Origin of the sequence: Streptomyces sp. NPDC048269, assembly GCF_040652395.1 — a bacterium.
Classification (GTDB): Bacteria; Actinomycetota; Actinomycetes; order Streptomycetales; family Streptomycetaceae; genus Streptomyces.
Window position 1 is genome coordinate 36,488 of record NZ_JBEZLW010000041.1, and the last position, 20,263, is coordinate 56,750.

At 69.2% G+C, this 20,263-nt stretch carries 12 protein-coding genes and 1 pseudogene; 5 read left to right on the top strand and 8 right to left on the bottom strand.

Annotated features, from left to right (window positions below):
- Positions 1-132 precede the first annotated feature (132 nt).
- On the top strand, positions 133-3,435 hold the full coding sequence (locus AB0D48_RS30025) for a type ISP restriction/modification enzyme (RefSeq protein WP_362403800.1): 3,303 nt from the start codon (positions 133-135) through the stop codon (positions 3,433-3,435).
- On the opposite strand, the gene AB0D48_RS30030 is transcribed toward AB0D48_RS30025, so the two are convergent.
- Positions 3,430-3,849: a hypothetical protein gene (locus AB0D48_RS30030; protein WP_362403802.1), complete on the bottom strand. Its 420-nt coding sequence runs from the start codon at positions 3,847-3,849 to the stop codon at positions 3,430-3,432. The genes AB0D48_RS30025 and AB0D48_RS30030 overlap by 6 nt on opposite strands.
- 164 nt (positions 3,850-4,013) lie before the next feature.
- Entirely contained in the window at positions 4,014-5,270 is a 1,257-nt protein-coding gene (locus AB0D48_RS30035) for a hypothetical protein (RefSeq protein ID WP_362403805.1), read from the bottom strand.
- Between the two features lie 382 nt (positions 5,271-5,652).
- Between AB0D48_RS30035 and AB0D48_RS30040 the strand changes: the two genes are divergently transcribed.
- Complete coding sequence (locus tag AB0D48_RS30040) at positions 5,653-6,021, top strand: hypothetical protein (protein WP_362403808.1); 369 nt, start codon at positions 5,653-5,655, stop codon at positions 6,019-6,021.
- Here AB0D48_RS30040 and AB0D48_RS30045 read toward each other — a convergent pair.
- Entirely contained in the window at positions 6,018-6,476 is a 459-nt protein-coding gene (locus AB0D48_RS30045; RefSeq protein ID WP_362403810.1) for an ATP-binding protein, read from the bottom strand. The two genes, AB0D48_RS30040 and AB0D48_RS30045, sit on opposite strands and share 4 nt — an antisense overlap.
- A 297-nt stretch (positions 6,477-6,773) precedes the next feature.
- On the opposite strand from AB0D48_RS30045, the gene AB0D48_RS30050 reads away from it, so the two are divergent.
- Both AB0D48_RS30050 and AB0D48_RS30055 read left to right on the top strand, forming a co-directional pair.
- Positions 6,774-7,568 carry a helix-turn-helix transcriptional regulator gene (locus AB0D48_RS30050; protein ID WP_362403813.1) on the top strand — a complete coding sequence of 265 codons (795 nt, stop codon included), beginning with the start codon at positions 6,774-6,776 and terminating at the stop codon, positions 7,566-7,568.
- Positions 7,565-7,771, top strand: coding sequence for a DUF397 domain-containing protein (locus AB0D48_RS30055; protein WP_362403816.1), 207 nt, complete (start codon positions 7,565-7,567; stop codon positions 7,769-7,771). Before AB0D48_RS30050 ends, AB0D48_RS30055 begins: the two co-directional genes overlap by 4 nt.
- A gap of 86 nt (positions 7,772-7,857) precedes the next feature.
- Here AB0D48_RS30055 and AB0D48_RS30060 read toward each other — a convergent pair whose 3' ends face one another.
- From AB0D48_RS30060 to AB0D48_RS30075, 4 genes are all read right to left on the bottom strand, one after another.
- Positions 7,858-12,123 carry a DNA methyltransferase gene (locus AB0D48_RS30060; RefSeq protein WP_362403819.1) on the bottom strand — a complete coding sequence of 1,422 codons (4,266 nt, stop codon included), beginning with the start codon at positions 12,121-12,123 and terminating at the stop codon, positions 7,858-7,860.
- Positions 12,120-15,365 carry a DISARM system SNF2-like helicase DrmD gene (gene drmD / locus AB0D48_RS30065; RefSeq protein ID WP_362403822.1) on the bottom strand — a complete coding sequence of 1,082 codons (3,246 nt, stop codon included), beginning with the start codon at positions 15,363-15,365 and terminating at the stop codon, positions 12,120-12,122. Before drmD ends, AB0D48_RS30060 begins: the two co-directional genes overlap by 4 nt.
- 159 nt (positions 15,366-15,524) lie before the next feature.
- Complete coding sequence (locus AB0D48_RS30070; protein ID WP_362403825.1) at positions 15,525-16,787, bottom strand: serine/threonine-protein kinase; 1,263 nt, start codon at positions 16,785-16,787, stop codon at positions 15,525-15,527.
- 176 nt (positions 16,788-16,963) lie between these two features.
- On the bottom strand, positions 16,964-17,905 hold the full coding sequence (locus AB0D48_RS30075) for a serine/threonine-protein kinase (RefSeq protein WP_362403828.1): 942 nt from the start codon (positions 17,903-17,905) through the stop codon (positions 16,964-16,966).
- Between the two features lie 142 nt (positions 17,906-18,047).
- On the opposite strand from AB0D48_RS30075, the gene AB0D48_RS30080 reads away from it, so the two are divergent.
- Positions 18,048-20,033 carry an N-6 DNA methylase gene (locus AB0D48_RS30080; RefSeq protein WP_362403832.1) on the top strand — a complete coding sequence of 662 codons (1,986 nt, stop codon included), beginning with the start codon at positions 18,048-18,050 and terminating at the stop codon, positions 20,031-20,033.
- A gap of 70 nt (positions 20,034-20,103) precedes the next feature.
- On the opposite strand, the pseudogene AB0D48_RS30085 reads toward AB0D48_RS30080, so the two are convergent.
- A pseudogene (locus tag AB0D48_RS30085) lies at positions 20,104-20,263 on the bottom strand (serine/threonine-protein phosphatase); the annotation flags it as partial.

Consider the following 20,263-nt stretch of genomic DNA (forward strand, 5'->3'; position numbering starts at 1 on the left):
CCGGTGGGGCGCACACCACCACCCTCCGCCCAACCCTGCACACCCCTGCCCATGAAGGACGTTGCTGTCCCATACTTCACAGGAGGGGCTGGTCCCGTATCTGGTGCGGGGCCAGGGATGGGGGGACGATCCATGGCTGACGCACGTCTTCAGTGGCTCCAGGGGGCCGTTTCCGTCTTCGGCGCCGAATGCCAACGGAACCTTGCCGGCCCAGGTGACCGCGAGGCGGCCATCCGCAGCCCCCTTGAGCAGCTGTTCCGCACGATCGCCGCGCACCATGCCCGCCCCGAGATCGGCTGGCACCCGGAGACCCGTATCCCGCACCTGGGGGTACGACCCGACTATGCCGTGCGCGTCAACCGGGACGTGATCGGCTACATCGAGGTCAAGCGGCCCGGAAAGAGCATCGATCCCGACTCCTTCACCGGTCATGACAAGAGGCAGTGGGAACGTCTGCGCGACCTCCCCAACCTGCTCTACACCAACGGCACCCACTGGCGGGTGTTCCAGTACGGCACCCAGGTCGGTCAGGAGGTCGTGCTGTCGGGCACCTTGAAGAGTGCCGGGGAGAAACTGACAGCCGGCGACCTCGCCGCGTTCGACGCACTGGTGCAGGCCGTGCTGTGCTGGGAACCGCCGGAGATCCGTCGCGTTTCCGTACTCGTCCAGCACATCGCTCCGCTGTGCCGCCTGCTGCGCGAGGCCGTACGGGAACAATTACGGGCCGAGGCCGGCCTGAACGCGGCCGATGCCGCCGACGACCGCCCGTTCACCGGCCTCAGGAGCGACTGGCGCCGGCTCCTCTTCCCCACCGCGGACGACGCGACCTTCGCCGACGGCTACGCCCAGACGGTCACCTTCGCGCTGCTTCTCGCCCGTACCGAGCACATCCCGGTCACCCATACGAGCTTCCACGAGATCGGCCGACGCCTCAACGCGGGCCACGCCCTGATGGGCAAAGCCCTCCAGCTGCTCACCGACAACGTCAACGAGCGGTTCGAAGTGACCTTGAACCTCCTCGCCCGTACCGTCGCGGCCGTCGACTGGGAGACCATCCGGCAGGGCAACCGGGATGCCTACCTCCACCTCTACGAGTCGTTCCTCTCCGTCTACGACGACAGCCTCCGCCAGCGCAGCGGCTCGTACTACACGCCGCACCAGGTCGTCGAGGAGATGGTCCGGATCGCCGAAGAGGTACTGCGCACCCGCCTGGGCAAGACGCGCGGCTACGGCGACGAGAGCGTGCACATCGTCGACCCGGCGATGGGCACCGGCACTTACCTGCACACCGTCATCGAGCGGGTGGCACGGCAGGCGGCCGAGCGGCACGGCGACGCCATGGCACCCGATGCGATCGGCCGGCTCGCCCGGCGGCTGTACGGCTTCGAGCTCCAGATGGGCCCGTTCGCCGTCGCCGAACTCCGGGCGGCCGACCTGCTCAAGAAGCACGGCGCCCCACTCCCGCCGGGGGGCCTCAACCTCCACGTCACGGACACGCTCGACGACCCCTACGTCCAGGAGGAACAGCTCGCCTCGACGTACGCGGCCCTCTCCGTGTCGCGCGCCCGAGCCAACCACGTCAAGGCCAACATCCCCGTCACCGTGGTCATCTCCAATCCGCCGTACGACGACAAGGCGGAGAACCGCGGCGGTTGGATCGAAAAGCGGGTGAAAGGCCAGGGCCGTGCTCCTCTGGACGACTTCCGGTTTCCGGGCAACGGCCGCTACGAGCACGCGCTGAAGAACCTGTACGTCTACTTCTGGCGCTGGGCCACGTGGAAGGTCTTCGACGCCCATGCGGAGGACCGGCACGGCGTCGTCTGTTTCATCACCCCGTCGGCGTTCGCCACCGGTCCCGCCGGGCGGGGCATGCGCGACTATCTGCGCAGGACGTGCGACGAGGGGTGGGTCATCAACCTGTCGCCGGAGGGGCAGCGGTCGGAGGCAGCCACCCGCGTGTTCCCGCATGTCGCCCAACCGTTGTCGATCTGCGTGTTCGTACGGCGGGCGGATCACGATCCCGGGCGGCCGGCGCGCGTCCACTACCGGGCTCTGCAGGGCAGGCGGGCGGACAAGTTCGCTCAGCTCCGGGGGGTGAGTCTGGATGACGGGGGCTGGCGGGACGCTCATGCGCAGGGGGTGCGGCCGTTCACTCCGGCCACCTTGTCGGGGTGGGACGACTATCCGGCGCTGGATGAGGTGTTCCCGTGGGGAAGCCTTGGCATCACGTCGAACAGGTCCTGGGTGAGCTCTCCTGCAGTGGAGGTTCTTGAACGTCGGTGGGCTCGTCTCATCGGTGAGACGGACCCGGAGGCCAAGGCGCTCCTGTTCAAGGAGACTGATAGCCGCAGTCACAATTCGCGGCTGGCTAGCCTGCCAGGGTTTCCGCATCCCGACCGGCCCCTGCTCGATGAGCTTCAGACCAGTCCGCGGCTTCTACGAATCGGGCTCCGGAGTTTCGACCGCCAGTGGCTCGTCGCAGACCATCGCGTCATCGACCGGCCTCGGCCCGACCTGTGGGAGTCCCTGCAGCTGGGGCAGGTGTTCCTCAATCAGCAGAGCAGCCACGAGATAAGCAGCGGTCCCGCGCTGGTGGCGACCGCGCTGTTACCGGACACCCATCACTTCAACGGCCGAGGCGGAAGGGTGCACCCCGTGCTCCATCCCGACGGCAGCGCCAACGTGCCCGGCGGGCTGCTCCGGTACCTGGCCGGCACCCTCGGCACGGACGACCTGACCGTGCACGACCTCGCCGCCTACGCCGTGGCCGTCGCCGGACACAGCGCCTTCACGGAGCACTTCGCCGAGGAACTGCTCACCCCTGGTGTCCGGTTGCCCCTCACCCGCGACCCGGTGCTGTGGGCCGAAGCGGTCCGGGTCGGCCGCGAATTCCTGTGGGCGGCGACCTACGGCGACGTCGGCGCCCCTCCCGCCGGGCAGGAGTCAGGCCAGGAGGGCATCACCTTCCCGGCGGGAGACCCACGGCAGGTGCGGTACGAGACCGGGATCGGCACGACCGTGCCCGACACGCTGGCCTACGACGCGGAGACCGGCACCCTGCGCGTGGGGCCGGGAGCCTTCACAGGTGTCCCGCGCGAAGTCTGGAACTACGAAGTCGGCGGCATGAACGTCGTCAAGAAGTGGTTCGGTTACCGGAAGGCCTCGCCCACCAGCCGGAAGACCAGCCCGCTCGACGACATCCACGTCACGTCCTGGCCGAGGGAATGGACGGAGGAGCTGATCGACCTGCTGTCGCTCCTGCGGCGGTTGGTCGACCTCGCACCCGCGCAGGAGGCGCTCACCGCGAAGATCGTGGGTTCGCCGGTCATCACCGTCACCGACCTCACCTCGGCGGGCGTGCTCCCGCCACAGCCAGGGGTGACTCGCGCGCGTCGCCGCGTCGTCCTGGACTTCGGCCAACCGGACGGGTCATGAGCGGTCGGCGCCCGTCTCACCCGTGCGGACGAAGGACTTCGCCTGCTCCAGAGTCCACGTCCCCTCCGCGAGCCGCCGCAGGGCGAGCCCGGCGGTGCGGGGGGCCGCGCCCGCGGATACGGTGTCGGCGAAGGACGCCACCGCGCTCAGGCGAGCCGTCAGCTCGTCGCACTCCGCCGCGCGCAGGGCCGCCGCTCCGAGCGGGGTGAGGGCGAGGATCCCGAGGTCGCCACCCCGCCGCTCGACCAGTCCGGCCCACAACAGGGCGGGCAGGGCATCCCTGATCTCGTCCGTGTCAAGGCCGCGGGCCAGGTAGGACTCCGGTGCCCTTTCAGGAGCCGGGAGGTCGCACAGCTCCAGCTCCTGCAACAGTTGTTGTTGGGGCGGCGTGAGTTGGCCGCTGGTAACGAGCATGCCCCCAGTATGGCCCGCGTCGTGTGGGCGCCGATGACGACGGCCAGAACCACGCGGGAACGCTCACTTTGGCCTATCCTCCGCTGGAGCGTCGCCTACCCCGGGCAGCGGGCGGGCACCTACAGCGAGTCACTCGGGATGCGCACGTGGCTGACGGCCGGCGCTCACTCGGCCTGCTCGCCCCGTTCCTCCTCGTCTCCCCGCCGGCGGCGCACCCGCTCGGCGATCCCGCTGGAGAGTTTGTCCTTCACCGAGCCGGCCCGGTCGAGGGTCTCGCTGCCGAGACTTTTGGCGGCATCGACGCCCTTCACTCCTGTCTCGAGCGCCTTGTCCCTCACCTCCGCGGCCGCATCCACCCATCGTCGCGCCTCCGATGATCCGCGGCCGGCATCCAGCCCGAGCCGCCCGTGGAAGTCGTGGACGCCGGACGCGACCTGATTGCTCGACTGAACCACAGCGGGGGACTTGGACGGGTGCAGCAGCACCTTCGCATTGGCCGTGCCGGCAACAGCATTCATCCGGGCCACCAGGCGCTCGGTGCTCCGTGAGATGAGTTCCAGCCGGTCCTGCCGGGCAGCCTTCAGCCCGAGGCGGTGCCCGTCCAGCTCCTCGGGAGACGCGTCCAGCACCCGGTCGAGCTCGAGCACGGCGATCGCGTCCTGCAGTTGGAAGCAGCGAGCCAGAACGGCGAGCCACTCCCGAACCGCCGGCTCGGCTTCCTTGGCCGTCGCGGCGAGATCACCGATCTTGGTCTTGCGTTCCATCTTCTCCGCGATTGCGTCTAGTTGACGCAATGCGTACACCTGGGTTTCCGCGATCGTGGCCGGCGCGCCCTGCACCTTCGACCACATGACCTCATCGACCCTGCCCCTCTTCTCTCGGATGGTCATGGTCTCGTCGATGACGAAGCCCTCTCCGATCATGCGGGCCAACACGACGTCCTTCTGGGCGCGCAACACGTCGTCGACCTTCTCGTCGATCGTGGCGAGATAGTCGGTGATCTCGTCCATGGTCTGTTGCATCGCAACCTGCGACATGAGCTTCGCGGCATTGGCGAGAACCGCCGGGTTGGACAGAAGCGACCGGGGCTTCCTCGCGAACTCCACGAATCCCCTGATCTGGCCCTTCTGCCCCTTCACCACACCCGTGCTGAGACCGGTCTTCGAACTTTCCCTCAGCCCGTACTTCTTGACGAGCTGTGCCGATTTCGGAGTCAGCTTCACCCAGCGACCGGACTCGGCGGCCATGTCCGAACCGGCCTGCGCGACTGCGGCCCCCGCACCGAACGCGGACTTGAGCCTTTGCAGTCCGAGGTCCTTCGACGACAGTCCCTCCGAGATGAGGAAGCGGTCGACGTCCGCCGCACTCCCGATGACCGCCAGTCCGTCACCGTCACTGATCAGCTGAATCTCGTTGTCCATCGCCCGCTCCTGAAGTGGCTTGTCGCGTCGTGGTAGACGGGTTGCGCGCGGCGATCCCCGGGCAGGGGCCGAGGCTTCCCATGACGGGAGGTCGAGGTGCCGGCCCGGATGCCGGCCTAACGCCGGCGCAAGGGAAGTGCGCCCGGGCCCCCTTCTACCGCCTGGGCGCGCACAGGCGGAAGTCGACGCCGTCTCCCGGCGTATTCCCCCCGGCCCCCCACACCTGCCCGCCGAGAAGGCGGGCGACGGTTGTCGCCCTCAGTATGTGACCCATGTACTCAGTTCACAAGGGGCGGGCGTCCTGTTCGGGTATTTGAACAGCGGCTGCCCCGCCGGTGGCATAGGTTGCGACCGTCGCCGGAATCCGAGGTCGGGAGGGCACATGCAGAAGGGCACGCTGGAGTACGAACAGGCTCTGGACGCCGTGGTCGAGATCCTGCGGGCGCGGGCACGCCAGGGCGCAACGCCCATTCCGTACGGTGATCTGAGCATCGAACTGGCACGGCTGGGACATCACGTCCCGGCCCACGAAGGCCCCATGCCCTACCTCCTGGAGGACGCCTCGGTCCGGGAAAGCCCGGACGGATCCCTGCCCCTGCTGTCGGCGCTCGTGGTGCTGAAGGGCAGCGGCTGGCCGTCCGGCGGCTTCTTCAAGCTGGCCCGGCGTGCACCGTACAGGCGGCCGGGCGACGACATGATGCTCTGGACCCGGGAGATGGAGAGGCTGGCGGAGCACTACGCGGATCGCTAGCCCGCAGTGCGGAGCTGCACTTCCGCCCAGACGGTCTTCGTGTACGCGTCGCGAACCGTGCATCCCCACTGGTCTGCGTACGCCTGGACGAGGAGCAGTCCGCGGCCCGAGGTCTCATCGGCGGGCGGTGGCGTCGCTGGCGGTGGCAGGCGTTCGGGGCGGGTGTCCGTCACCTCGACGCGGAAGCGGTCGGGCAGGAGGAACAGCCCCAACCGGAAGTCTCGACCGGGGAGCCGGCCGTGGCGGACCGCGTTGGACGCCAGCTCGGCCGTGACGAGGGCGACGGCGCGGGCTGGTTCGGAGTCGTACGGGAGATCGGTCCACTCGGTGAACTGCTGCACGGCGAGATGGCGGGCGAGGTGGGCGCGACGTGGGGTGCTGCTGAAGCGGACGGTCAGGTGGCGGGCGGGAGCGGGAGGCGGCTCGGCCTCGTCGGTGCGGTGATGGTCGGTCACGGTGTCAGCGTGGTGGGCTCCTGGCCCACTGACCAGGTATGACGGCCGTACGTCGTCCTCGTCGTATGGAGCGGGCAGTCGGCTCTGGGCTTGTTGTACGGGGCTTGTACGGGCGTTGGACGGGTCCGGGACGTGTCCCGTTTCCCACGCGTCGCGTTGGACATGAACCGGTGGCGAGGGCGGCCGTGAGCGGGGCGCGGAGCGGGATGGGAAGGGCGTGGGACCGTGAGGACGGTAGGGGACGTACGGGACACAGCGGCGGGGCGGGGCGCAAAGACCAAGGAAGAGGGCCCCGATGTGCCGGGCGTGTGGTCGGCCTACGGGGTGCTGTTGCAGTACCTGCGGAAGCGGGCCGGGCTGAACCAGCAGCAGCTGGGGGAAGCCATCGGCTACTCGCTGGAGCAGGTCGCCTCTGTGGAGCAGGGGCGCCGGCCGGCGAAGGCGGCGTTCACGGCGGCGGCGGAGCGGGTGCTGGAGGCGGGCGGGGTTCTGCAGGCGCTTCAGGGGGAGGTGGATCGGGCGAAGTTGCCTCGGTTCTTCCGTAACTTCGCGTTGATCGAGGCGGAGGTGGTGAGCCGGTTCTCGTACGATCCGCTGCTGGTGCCGGGGCTGTTGCAGACGGAGGAGTATGCGCGGGCAGTTTTCGCCGGGCACTGCCCTCCGCTCAGCGAGGAGATCACCGACCAGCGCACTGAGGCGCGGCTGAGTCGGCAGAAGCTGCTCACGCGGGTGCCGCTCGCCGAGTTGTCCTTCATCATCAGTGAGGAGGCGTTGCGCGATCCGGTGGGTGGCCCGGAGGTGATGCGCGCACAGTGGCAACGGCTGCTGTACGTGGGCGCGTTGCGGAATGTAGATGTCCAGGTCATGCCCGCCCGGCGGGGCTTCCATCCGGGTAAGAACGGTCCGTTCGTGGTGGTGGAGACGCACGAGCACAAGCATCTCGGGTACCTCGAGTCCCAAGGTGTGGGGTGCGTCGCCGGCGAGCCCACCGAGGTCAGTGCCTTCGCCATGCGATATGGCAAGCTGCGATCGCAGGCCTTGAACGTCGAGGAGTCCGCGCGACTCATCGAACGGATGGTGGGAGAAACATGAGCGTGGAGCAGATGGCCGAGCACGTGGACGGGCTGCACTGGTTCAAGAGCAGCTACAGCGGATCGGACGGCGGCGACTGCGTGGAGGTAGCCGCCGGCTTGGACGCCGTGTATGTACGGGACTCGAAGGCCGCGGGTGGCGGGCCGGTGTTGCGGGTCGGCCGGGGCGAGTGGGCGGCGTTCGTGGCGCTCGCGGTGGTGTAGGGCCGACTACAGCTTCAGAGGCGGAACAACGGGCTCGCTCGCGTCACTGGAGGTGACGGGAGCGAGCCCGTTGTCATGCCGACGGCTCAGAACAGGGCGCCCTCAGCCTCACCGAAATCCGACCCACCTCGCGCGGCAAGCTGCTCCTTGCGCTTCCGGACAGCCTCGGGCGACGGCGGGGGCAGGTCGGGGTGCTTCTCCCTCATCCTACTTTCCGGCTCCTTATGCAGCCCGAGATGTACTTCATCGACGTATACCTGATGGTTCGTTTCCAGAAGTCTACTCAGCACTTCCTCCCGCACCCCAGGAGAGAATGTGAAGCGGGCACCGTGTCTTCCTGGATGACAGGCGTGGCCCAAGCCAGCGGCAATCAAATCTTCCCACCCATAAAGCCGCAGGACACACTCATCAATTTCCTTCAGCAAACTCCTGAGGTTTGAGACATCAGGGGCATCGAAAGTAGAATCACCAATGAGGTGATAAAGGCTCGTTAGACCTACCCCCCTCGACAGTAGCGCCCGCTTCACTTCTCGATCAAACTCGACACCCAAAGACCTTAGATCCGCCGACAACATCGGCCTAGGGAAGGTGTCGAAAACATCAGAGGAGTTATACCGGGGATCTCCCTTAATGGTAGATCCATGCTTAATCGCCCACCAGTAGTGGACGGAACTACACAGGAGCGCAAACAACGCTTCATCATCCTGCGCGATGACGACTACGGCATCACTAAATACTTGCCGAGCCGAAACACGTACAGGGGCCAAGGTTTCACTATGCCGAACCACCGCCATTACAGTTTCAAAACGGGAAATCGCACGGTAGAGATCGAGTGTAGGCCGCTTGTACTGCCACCAGAACGTTCGCAGCCTCTTGTCTGAGTGATTCACGCGCGAAGGTTTTACATTGTGAACCACATGCGCGAAGGGAGTTGCGTAGCCCGCCGCCTTCTCCTCAGCCCAATCCTTGAAGTTGATCACCCAACGATCCGCGTCAAGAGACGGTCGCTGATTCAGCTCGCCGCCCAGATATGGGAATACTACTCGCGCATCACGGGGGTCAGCATCCACCATGGATTGCGCCATCTCGTAGCTCAGAGTAAAACCCATACTGTGAATATACGTACCGTAATAGGAAAGCCTGCCACCTCGCATCAAAGGAAATGGATTACCCGCAACTCTTCCCTCAGCATCCAATGACGGAGAAATTTTGGACACCCGCTTCCCGTCGGCCACCAGGGCAGCGCCCTCGCCTAGGCCAGCGCACGACATCCATACCACACAGTTCTCAACTGCCGCTGACTTGGTCGCCCATTTCATACTCTTGATGGACCGACGGATGGTAGCCCCGCGGTTGACAATTTGATCAAGGCTCACCAAGCGCGTACGACCTTGACTAAGCGTATTGGTTGCAATTACCCCAAATTGCCCATTGGGGTTCAGCAAGTCATGACAGCGAAGCGTGAAGTAGCCAACAAGGTCACTATTCCCGGTAACCCCACCAGCAATATACTGAACGAGGCATTCCCGATAAGCGCTTCCATTGGCGCCACTGATGTCAGACCCTGCCAGAAATGGCGGGTTCCCTACGATCGCGTCGAACCCGCGCCGCTTGGTAAAGACCTCCGGAAACACCAACGGCCAATGCACCGGCCGCCGCTCCAACGCCCCCTCCGGCAGCTCCGCCCCTAGCCACTCCTCCGCCGTAGCCCGAGCCTCCCGCACCACCTCGGAGTCGTCATCGACCCCGTCCTCCATGATCCGCTGCACGATCCACGCAGCCTGAGGGAACAGGTCTCGGACCCGCTCCCCGCCCTCCTGCTCATACCAAGGCACCCGCCCCGAGGCACACGTGGCCAGTGCCGCCCCGGCGAGCAGGTCGCCCACCAGCCGCAGCCGCCGCGAGTGCCGGTTGACCTCCTCCAGCCGCTCCCGCTTCTCCTGAAGCGCCGGCAGGTCCACACCCTTGATGGCCGTGATCGCCAACCGCTCCAGCGTGAGCTGGTCCACCATCTGCCGGGCCTGCTCGGCCAGGATGTCGGTCTGATGCCCCGGCTTCATGTGGACGGACTGGATCTGCTCCATGTTGTGCACGCCGAGCAGCGAGTCGCCCGCCACCAGCCGGTCGTCCAGGAAGGTGAACGGCCGCCCCGGGTCCATCGAGACCAACCAGAGCGACAGCTTGGCCATCTCCACGGCCATCGGATTGATGTCCACCCCGTACAGGCAGTGCTCGATGATCTGGCGGCGCGCCTCGACCACCACCGGGTCCTGCTCCGCGTCCGCCGCCGTCACCGCGTCCACGGCCCGGCCCGCCCGGTACGCCATCGCGTCCGCTCGGCCCTCGGATTCCCACGCCTCGATCAGACGGTCCGCCAGGTAGCGGCAGGCCGCCACCAGGAACGCCGCCGAGCCCATCGCAATGTCCGCGACCTTCAGGTCGAGGATCTGCTCCGCCGGCTTCAGGCGCCACTCCCCCGTGTCCGCCGTCTGGAGCGGGCCCGGTTCGTACACCAGCGGCTCCAGCGCGTGCAGCACGACCTCCTCCGCCAGGAAGCGGGGCGTGTAGTGCGTGCCCGTGTTCTTCCTCAGGGAGGACTCCGTGACGTACAGCGCGCCGTTCGGGATGACCGTCGGCAGACCCCGCAGATCGTCCCGCAGGATGCCGACGAACGGCAGGAGCCGCTCCGTCAGCGCCGGGTCCTTCGTCACCGCGTTCAGGCGGCGACGGGCCTCCGCCGACTCCTCCGCTCCGAGCGGAGCGAGCTTCTTCTCCAGCTGGCCCACCGTCGCCGGGGGCTTGGGGTCCTTCCACTTCTCGTGGATGGACGCGGCGAGCGTCTTCACGGAACCGCCGGCCTTCGCCGCCAGCGCTTCCAGCTCCCGCAGGGTGACCTCGTGTTCCAGGCCCTCGGGTCCGATCAGCCCCACCATGTGCTCGGTGGCCCTGCGTCCGTCGTACGACAGCAGGCCCTCGTACACATAGCCGATCTGCTCGACGTGCAGGGCACGGAAGCTGAGCGTACGGACTTCCCGGTCCTTGCCCTTGCCGACGCGGACTTCCTGTACGGCCTGGAGGATGTGGAGCACCGCGCGGTCGTCGATCGGGAGGAGCGGGGTGGTGCGCTCCAGCCACGGGTACGTGTCCGGGTCGAAGATCGAGCCGTCGTACGCGGGCAGGTGGAAGCCGGAACCGGGGTGGTCCACTCCGCCGTGCACGGCGTGGAAGAGGGCGATCAGACGGTGCCACGCGGAGGTCGTGTGCTCCAGCGACGTCTCGCCCTCCTCGTCCGCCCGCGCCTTCAGCTCGTCGCGCAGGAAGCGGGCGGAGTAGGAGCGGGCGTACACCTCGTTGTCCGCCGGGAGCAGGCCGCGCTCCTCCGCGAACAGCAGGAAGACGATGCGCATCATGACCGCCACCGCGCCGCGGTAGACCTCGCCCGCGCTGACGCCCGACGCGTGGAGGCCCGGTGCCCCGTGCTCGACCGCCCGCACGTCCGCGCGCCCTATGGCGTCCACGAGGAGTTCGACCGCCTGGCGGACCTGGACGCCCAGCGCCTCTGTGACGTCCTCACCCGCCGCGAGGCTCGCCTTGAGCAGGCCCACCAGCGTCTCGGCTTCTTCGTACTCGAAGAAGCGGCGGCGGCACAGCAGGGACACGAACGCGCGGACGACGTTGCGCTCTGCCCGCTCGTTCCAGCCGATGGAGTCGAAGACGGCCGTCGTCGTGACGCCGCCGAGCGGGGCCCAGACCAGGCACCACCAGCGACCGTCGCTGACCAGGCCGAGCGGTACGCCGTGGTGGCGCAGGAGGCGGGCCAGGCGGTCGGCGGGTGCCGCGGACCAGTCGCCGCCCCCTCCGGCGCGGGCCGTGGGCGCCGTGCCCGCCGGGACCGTCATGCCGAGCAGGCGTACCCGCTTGGCGGCGGCCTCGACGTCCGGTTCGACCGCGAGGTCCGTACCCGGTTCGACCAGCGCGAAGTCGGGGCGCACCTCGGTGTTGTGCTCCGCGACGCGCAGGGTGAGGCGGTCGAGGCCGTAGTGCTCGGAGTCGCCCTGGCGGAACGCCAGCGCGTCGTCCCAGCCCAGCAGGCGACCGAGCACGTAGGCCATCCACTCCTCGCGGCCCGCCGTCGTGTCGGTCTGCCAGTCGGCGTGGCGTGCGCGCAGCCGGGCGCGCTCGTCCTTCTCCAGGACGTCCAGCTGGGGCCAGGCCCTCAGCAGGACGGGCATGGTGAGGAAGGGGCCCGAGACCTCGGTGAGGTCGAGCCACTCCTGGTGCTGCCGGCGGCCGTCCAGGGCCTGGGCCTTGGCGGCGGCTACTCCGGAGCTCACGGGGCGGCGGGGGCTCATCGGCGGGCTTCCTTTGCGGGGATCACGAAGACGACGGCGGCGGGGAAGAGGTGGGAGCGGGGCTCGCGGTAGCGGGCGGCGATGGCGGCGAGTTCGCGTTCGCGTTCGGCGGCCAGGCCTTCGAGGCGTTCCTGCCAGCGGCGGCGGTCGTCCTCGAACTGGCGGCGCTCGTGGCCGGTCAGCTCGTGGGTGGACAGCAGCGCGAGCTGTTCGCCCTCGCCGTCGCCCTCCTGCTTGAGCTTGGTGCGCAGGGTGGCCTCGAAGCGGTCGAGGGTCGCGGTGATACGGCGTTCCTCCTCCGCCCGGCGGTCGGCGAGCCTGCTCTCCAGCTGGCGGCCGAGTTCGCCGGCGCGGGCCTCCAGGGACTTGTAGAGGGGATCGCGGAGTTTCGGCCAGGCATCGGTGAGTTCCTTGCGGAGGTGCGGGGCCGCCTCGACGCCGTCGGTGAGCGCGCGGGCGAGGACCCTGCCCTGCTCGTTCACCGACTCCCAGCGGCGGAAGCGGCCGGTGTCGCCGAACCAGCCGCCCGCGTACAGCACTTCCTCGTGCAGACGGGTGCCGTCCGCGCCGACGAGGACGTACCGCGCGTGGGCGGAGACGAGGGTCGTCGTCACGGCCGGGTCGTCGGACACGACGGCGGTGACGCGGTGCAGGCCGATCGAGTCCGCGTTCCACACGGCCGCGGTCAGCAGGCGGGTGGAGAGCGCCACGAGCGGGTGCTTGAGGTGGGCGAGGACCACGTCGTCCCTGCCCTGGGCGGCCACCGCCGGGGAGAAGGTGAGCGGGCGCTGCTCGCCCTCGCGGAGCTTGTGCGCGAGGCCGCGGGTGGCCCGCTCCCAGCTGCCGGACAGGGGCTGTACGTCGAAGAGGTCGCCCGGCTCGAAGTCCTCCGCTCGCAGCGGGGACGGCAGCAGGGGTGGCTGGTTGTCCAGCGCCAGCGCGGTGTCCACGACGCGCTTGACGTTGCCCGGGGTGAGGCCGAGCGCGCTCACCGTCTCGTCGTACTGGTCGGCGAGCCGCTTGGTCTGAGCCGTGACGTTCTGCTCGGGCGCGACCTCGCCGCCCGTGCGGCGGCCCTTGATCGGCTTGGGCCTTGCGTTCTCGATGTCGACCGGTGTGGTGTCACCGGTCATCCGGCGCTGTACGGCGTCGGCGAGGACGGCGTTGACGGAGCCGAGGTCGTGCTCCATGCGGGCGACCTTCTTGGCGACCCGGGAGAGGAACTCCAGATCGGCCTCGTACGAGCCGGCCTGCGCCTGCTGCCAGCCGGAGCCGATGAAGTGGGTGATCTCCGGGTCGTACTTCTGGCCCCAGCGGTCGATGCGGCCGATGCGCTGTTCGAGCTTGTTGGGGTTGAAGGGGATGTCGTAGTTGATCAAGCGGTGGCAGTGGTTCTGGAGGTCGATGCCCTCGCCGGCGGCGTCGGTGGCCAGGAGGATGCGGACCCTGCCCTCCGCGCGGGACGGCTCGGTCTGGAAGCCGAGGCGGATGCGCTCGCGCTCCTCGGCGGACAGGCCGCCGTGCAGGCGCTCGACGCGGCCTCCGTCGGTGAGTTCCTCCTGCTGGAGGAGGTCGTGGAGCCACTTCTGCGTGTCGCGGTACTCGGTGAAGACCACGACCCGTTCGTTGGTCCACTTCTTGCCGTCGGGTCGGCAGACGGCCTTGAGTTGGGCGATCAGCGCCTCGGCCTTGGAGTCGGGCGCGGCCTCGTGGGTGAGGGCCCAGCGCTCCATTTCCTGGAGCAGATCGAGTTCCTGGCCGTCCTCCGCCGGGGTGAGCGAGGTGGAGCGGGTCAGGGCGTCGTCCTCTGCGTCGACCAGGCCCGTGTCGTCGAGATCGGCGACGAGGTCGGCGAACTCCTCCAGCCACTCGGGGACTTCCGCGGCTGCCGTACGGCCGTGCGCGGGGCCGCTGTCCTCCAGGTGGGAGAGGTAGACCTGGACGGTGTGGAGGAAGGCCGCCGGGGAGGAGAACAGCCGCTTCTTCAACAGCAGGGTCACCAGGTCGGCGGCGCGGCGGCCGCCCCGGGCCTTCGGAGTCAGCTTCCTGCGCCGCAACTCGGCGAAGGATCCGAGCAGCTGGTGGATCTCACGTTCCTGCCGGGTGTAGTCGACGGAGAGTTCCAGGGTCTTGCGCATGCGGAAGCGGGGCGTGCCGTCGGCGTTGGTGACCGTCGACTTCAGGCGTCGTACGACGGTGTCCTTGAGAGCTTCCTTGTCCGGATCGACGCCGCGTGCGAAGCGCTGGTCGTCGATGAGTTCGAGGAGCGCCGTGTACGACTCGGGATAGCCGTTGTGCGGGGTGGCGGAGAGGAAGAGCCGGTGCTCGAAGTGCGGGACGAGGCGCCGGATCAGCTTCGTCTGCTGGGAGTCCACCGCGTACACCTGCTTGGGCGCGGCCGGCGCGACGTGGTGCGCCTCGTCGAGGACGAGCAGGTCGAAGAAGCGCTTGTGCTCGCCGTCGGGGCTCTGCTCCGGGGTGCCGATGACCTCGTCGAGGAGACGCTGGGCCTTTTGGCCGCGCAGCCAGGGCAGGGAGACGATGGTCAGCGGGTGGACGCGGAACGGGTTGGCGGCGGTGCCGTGGGTGCGGCGCAGGCGGGCGCAGTGCTCGGAGTCGACGATGGTGAACTCCAGGCCGAACTTCTCGGCCATCTCGTCGCGCCACTTGAGGGTGAGACCGGCAGGGCAGACGACCATGGTGCGGCGGGCCCGGCCGCGCAGCATGAGTTCCTGGACGACGAGGCCGGCCTCGATGGTCTTGCCGAGGCCGACGTCGTCGGCGAGGAGGAGGTTGACGCGGGGCGCGCCGACCGCCCGGGAGACCGGCTCCAGCTGGTACGGCTCGACGGCGACGCCGGAGCGGAACGGGGCCTGGAGGGTCCGGGCGTCCGCGGAGGCGACGGCGGACCAGCGGACGGCGTCGAGGAACGCGGCGAGGCGGTTCGGTGAGTCGTAGGAACCCGTGGAGGCGTCGGGCAGGGAGCCGGCGGGCAGGACGCGGCGACCGGGCTCGACCTCCCAGATCACCGAGAGGGTGTCGCCGAACCGGCCGTCGGCGACGGACTGGAGGTGGACCAGGGTCGCGGGGCGACGCCGGTTCTCCTCGTCGTCGGGGGCTGCCGGCGACGGCTCGACGCGGGCGACCACCCAGGACTGGCCGCGCACCTCGACCAGATTCCCTTCTTCGGGGAGCGCCTGCGCCCCTGTCCGCTCGGTCTCGCGCTGAGCTGCTGGCGTCATGGGCGCTGTTCCCCTCGGTGTTCACCTGCCGTCGTCCGTAGACAGTGTCCCGTGTCCTGTCTCCCCTCCGGAACGACGTGACGGCAGGTTAGCACGAGCCGTTTCCTGTGAACAGAGCTTACAAAGCATCGGCTCGGCGGTCGGGCTCACCGATCGCCCTCAGCCCATGCGGCGCAGCCGCTCCAGCAGCTTCCGGCTCCGTCCGTGCCCTGCGTCGGACTCGGGCAGGACCGTCTCCTCCTCGTCGGCCAGACGGCGCAGCAGCTCTTCGGCGGCGTGCCGTTCCCCGGTGCGGATCAGCAGGACGGCGATCTCGTAGCGGGTGTCCAGCAGGGCGGGGTGGCCGGGCCCGAGCAGGCTGCGCTGTTCGGCGAGGACGGACTTCAGCTCGCCCAGGGCTTCACGGGTGCGGCCGAGCGCTCCCGCGCACAGGGCGGCTCCGACCCGGGCGGCGAGCGTGCCCGCGCGGTCGAGGCCGGGGCCGGCCATCAGCTGGCGGTACTCCTCCAGGGCGCGGGCCGGACGGCCCGCCCGGCGCAGGGCGGCCAGCTCGGCGAGCCGTGGGTGAGCCGGCGTGGTGCCGGCGACGGGAGCCGGTCGAGGCGCCCACGCCCCGAGCAGGGCGGCCACCTCCTCGGCGGAGGCGGGCCGGTCCTCGGGCTTCTTCTCCAGCAGCCGCTCGACCAGCGTCCGCAGCCCGTCCGGTACGCCGGAACGGCGATCGGCCAGGGGCGGGACGGGGTCGTTGGCGTGCCGGTGGTAGAGCATGAAGGGGCTGGTGTCCGTGAAAGGGGGCGTGCCGGTGAGCAGTTCGTACAGGACGCACCCCAGCGAGTACAGATCGCCGGCGGGCACGGTCCGTCCGACGGCCTGTTCGGGCGCCATGTAGACGACAGTGCCGGGAGTGGCGTTGGCGGCGGTGAAACGGGTCTCGCCCGGCTGGGGCTCCAGCGCCGCGGCGACCCCGAAATCGAGCACCTTGATCGCCGCGTCGGGGGTCAGCATCAGGTTCGACGGCTTCAGATCGCGGTGCACGACCCCCTGGCCGTGGGCGTAGGAGAGCACTTCGGCCACCTGGCGGGCCACGTCCGCCGCCTGCTCGATGCGCAGGGGGCCGTCGTTCTTGAGGACCGCGTCCAGGGCCCGGCCCGGGACGAGATCCATGACGAGGTACAGCTCGCCCTCATGGTTGCCGTGGTCGTGGACGGCGGGGACGCCCGGGTGCCGCAGACGACCGGTCAGGCGGATCTCGCGCAGGAACCGGCGCTCCAGCGTGCTCGGTTCGGCGCCGCGGCCCCGCGTCGCGAGGAGCTTGACGGCGACCTCGCGGTCATGGTCGCGGTCGTGGGCCGCCCAGACGACGCCCATGCCGCCCCGGCCCAGCTCGTGCGTCAGCTGGTACCGCCCAAGGCTCCGCCGCATCGCGCCCCGCCCCCAGTTCCGGCGCCTGCCGCGCCCGCCGCCTCCCGTGACCGGGAGCCTCACGGCACCCCGCCGACCGGGCCATTCTGTCACCGGTCACGAGACTCCGGCGCCGCCTGTGACCGAAGAAGTGCGGGCTGCAACGATCAGTGCGCCCTCACCAGTGACACCGTCACTCACAGGGGCACGGGGCCCTGGGGGACCAGGAACGGCCGGCGGGGGTCCTCGGGCGGTGTCCGCCTGACGGCCAGCCCGGGATCCGGCTCCGGCAGGTGGGGCGCCAGGCGGGCGTAGACCTCGGCCGCCGACGCGGGACGGTCGTCCGGCCGCTTGGCCAGCAGGGCCGTGATGAGGTCTTGGAGATCGCCGGGCACACGCACCCCCGCGTCGGCGGCGAGGGGCGGGGGCGAGGTCAGATGATGGGAGGCCAGGAGCGCCGGCTGATCCGTGGGGAAGGGCGTTTCTCCGGTCACCATGTGGTGCAGCAGGCAGCCCACGGCGTACAGGTCACTGCGGCCGTCGAGCTGGTCCAGGCCCGCCAGCAGTTCAGGAGAGGCGCAGACGAGGTTGCCGATGCCCTCGCCGGTCGTCGTCAGCCGCGGGTCGGTGTCGCTGAGCAACTTGACCAGGCCGAAGTCGAGGATCTTCACGACCCCGTCGCGGCGGACCATCACGTTCTGCGTCTTGAGGTCACGGTGCACCAGGTCAGCCGCGTGGACCGCGGACAGCCCCGCGCACAGCTGGGCGGCGACGGCGGCGGCCGAGGGGACGTCGAACCGGCCGTCCTCCTGCTGGTCGAAGAGGTACTCGAGCGTGGTGCCGTCGATCAGCTCCATCACCAGACAGCACGTGTCATCCGTGACCGAGGCGTCGAAGACCGTGGCGACGTTCGCGTGATCGAGGCGCGCGGCCGCCCGGGTCTCCCTGCCGAACCGTGTCAGGGCGGCGTCACGGCTGCTCGCCACGGCCAGCAGCTCCGTGGCGACGGTCTTCACCGCGACGGCCCGGTCAAGAGGCAGGTCACGCCCCTGCCACACCTGCCCCATCACTCCCCGGCCCAGCACCGACTCCAGCCGATAGCGGTCACGGAGCACCATTCCCGGCGCGAGACTCCTCATGTGCCGACCTCCACATTCCCTGCACAACAGGTTGGAACGTACAGGCTGTGAACAAAGTCAATGAGGGTAGTAGCCTTCCATGCATGAACGGCCGCTGGGAACGCCGACCAGTCCAGCCGCCAAATACCTCGGAGACCGAACCATGAGTGCCCATGATGCCGTCCCGGTCAGCCTGGCCGAGATCGCCCGGATCGCGGGTGTCGGGCGAGCCGCAGTGAGCAACTGGCGCCGCCGCCACGAGTCCTTCCCCACCCGGATCGGCGGCACCGACGTCAGCCCGCAGTTCTCGCTGGCAGAGGTCGAGCAGTGGCTGCGGGACAACGGCAAGCTCAGCGACATCGGCGGCCGGGAACTCCTCTGGCCGCGCTTCGAGGCACTCGGCAACCGGAACGAGTCGGGGCTTGCCATCGCCGAGGCGGCCCGCCGGATGCGTTCCCCCAGGGCCCGGATCGCCCACCCCGAGCTCTCCGCGCAAGCCCGTGACCTGGTGGCCCAAGCGGCGAAAGCAGGCCGGGAGGAGGGACCGCGGGAGACCTTCGAGTTCCTGCTCCAACGGTGGCTGGAAACCCATGTCCGACAGCTCAGTACCACGCCGCCGCAACTCGCCGCGCTGATGGCCCGGATCGCACTCGCCGTTCGCCTCGGCCCGGCACAGGGCGGACTGACCCTCCTCGATCCCGCGTGCGGTACCGGACACCTGGCTGCAGCGGTCGTGCAGGAATACGACGGCCCTGGGCTGGAGATACTCGCGTGCGAACGGGACCCGGCCCAGGCCGCGTTGACGGCCGGCCGACTCGAGTTCCTCGCGGAGGGGCGCGACATCCGCACGCGGACCGCCACCGCCGACACACTGCGAGACGACCCCTTCGCCGAAGCCAAAGTCGACATCGCGCTGTGCAATCCCCCCTTCAACGAACGCGACTGGGGTTACGAGGAGCTCGCCACCGACCAGCGCTGGACACACGGCCTGCCGCCTCGCACCGAGCCCGAACTGGCCTGGGTGCAGCACCTGCTCTCCCGCCTCAAGCCGGGCGGGGCCGCCGTGGTCGTCCTTCCGCCGGCCGTCGCGTCACGCAAGGCGGGCCGCCGCATCCGGGGCTCGCTGCTGCGCACGGGAGCGCTCCGAGCGGTCGTTTCCCTGCCCCCCGGAAGCGCCCAACCACACAGCGTGTCACTCCAGTTGTGGGTCCTGCGCGCGGGGCCGGACGGCCCTGCGGCCACTCCCCCGAGCCAGAACGCCCTCCTGGTGGACGCCACACGTTTCGCGAGGTCGGGGACGCGCGAGCCGAGCCCCGACTGGGGCGGCCTCAGCTCGTTCGTACTCACGTCGATGGCGACCCTCGATCAAGTGGACCAGATGCCCCCGAAGGGCGCGGCGCGTGTCCCCCTGCTCGATCTTCTCGACGACGAGGTGGACGTCACTCCGGGGCGTTACACCGCGACGGTGGCCGAGCCCACCCGTAAGGAACTCGCCTGCAAATGGGAGGGGTTCGGGGCGTTGCTGACCGACCTGGCCGATCATGCGCGGCGTCTGTCCGCACTCGACTTCGAGGCCAGAACGTCACCCACCACAACGACCGTGGGGGAGCTCGTCAAAGCCGGGGCACTCACACTGCGCGCCGGTCAGCAGCCGCCGGAGCCGACCGCAACGGCCGACGGACCCGCCGTTCCGCTGCTCACCATCACCGACCTCCTGCACGACGGCACACCCAGGGGGGTGGTCCCGACCGGCTCGGCCCCGACCATCGCCGAGGAGGGCGACGTCGTGGTCGCCGGCGTGGCTCGAGCCTTCAAGGCATGGGTCCACGAAGGACAACCGATGGCCCTGGGCCCTCAGCTCTACATCTTGCGGGTGGATGCGGAGAAGCTGGAAGCCCACTTCCTCGCCGGCTGTCTGTGCGCGCCGGCCAACGGGCGCCAGGCAGGTACCCACGCTTCCAGTTCGTCCAGGGTCGACATCCGGCGTCTGCAGGTGCTCCAGCTTCCCCTGGAGAAGCAGACGGCGTATGCCGATACGTTCCGTCGCCTCCGGGCCTTCGAAGAGGCGCTCACCGCAGCCGACGGTTCGGGCAGGGGGTTGGTGAGCGACATGAGTGATCGACTTGCGGCGGGCAGGCTGACCACCTGACCTCCTCCGGCCCGGCCGGCGCCCCACACGACCGTTCGGCTTCGGGGACGTAGGGCCGTGCCGGGAAGAGCATCGCCGCGATCTGGACCGCCCGGACATCCCCGACGATCATCCGGACCCCGTACCGGGTCTGGGCCACGTCGTACAGATCGCCGCCGATCTGCGCGCCCGCTTCGGCCGCCAGGTACATGCTGGCCGCCCGTACGGGGCCCAGCCGGTCCGGCACCGGC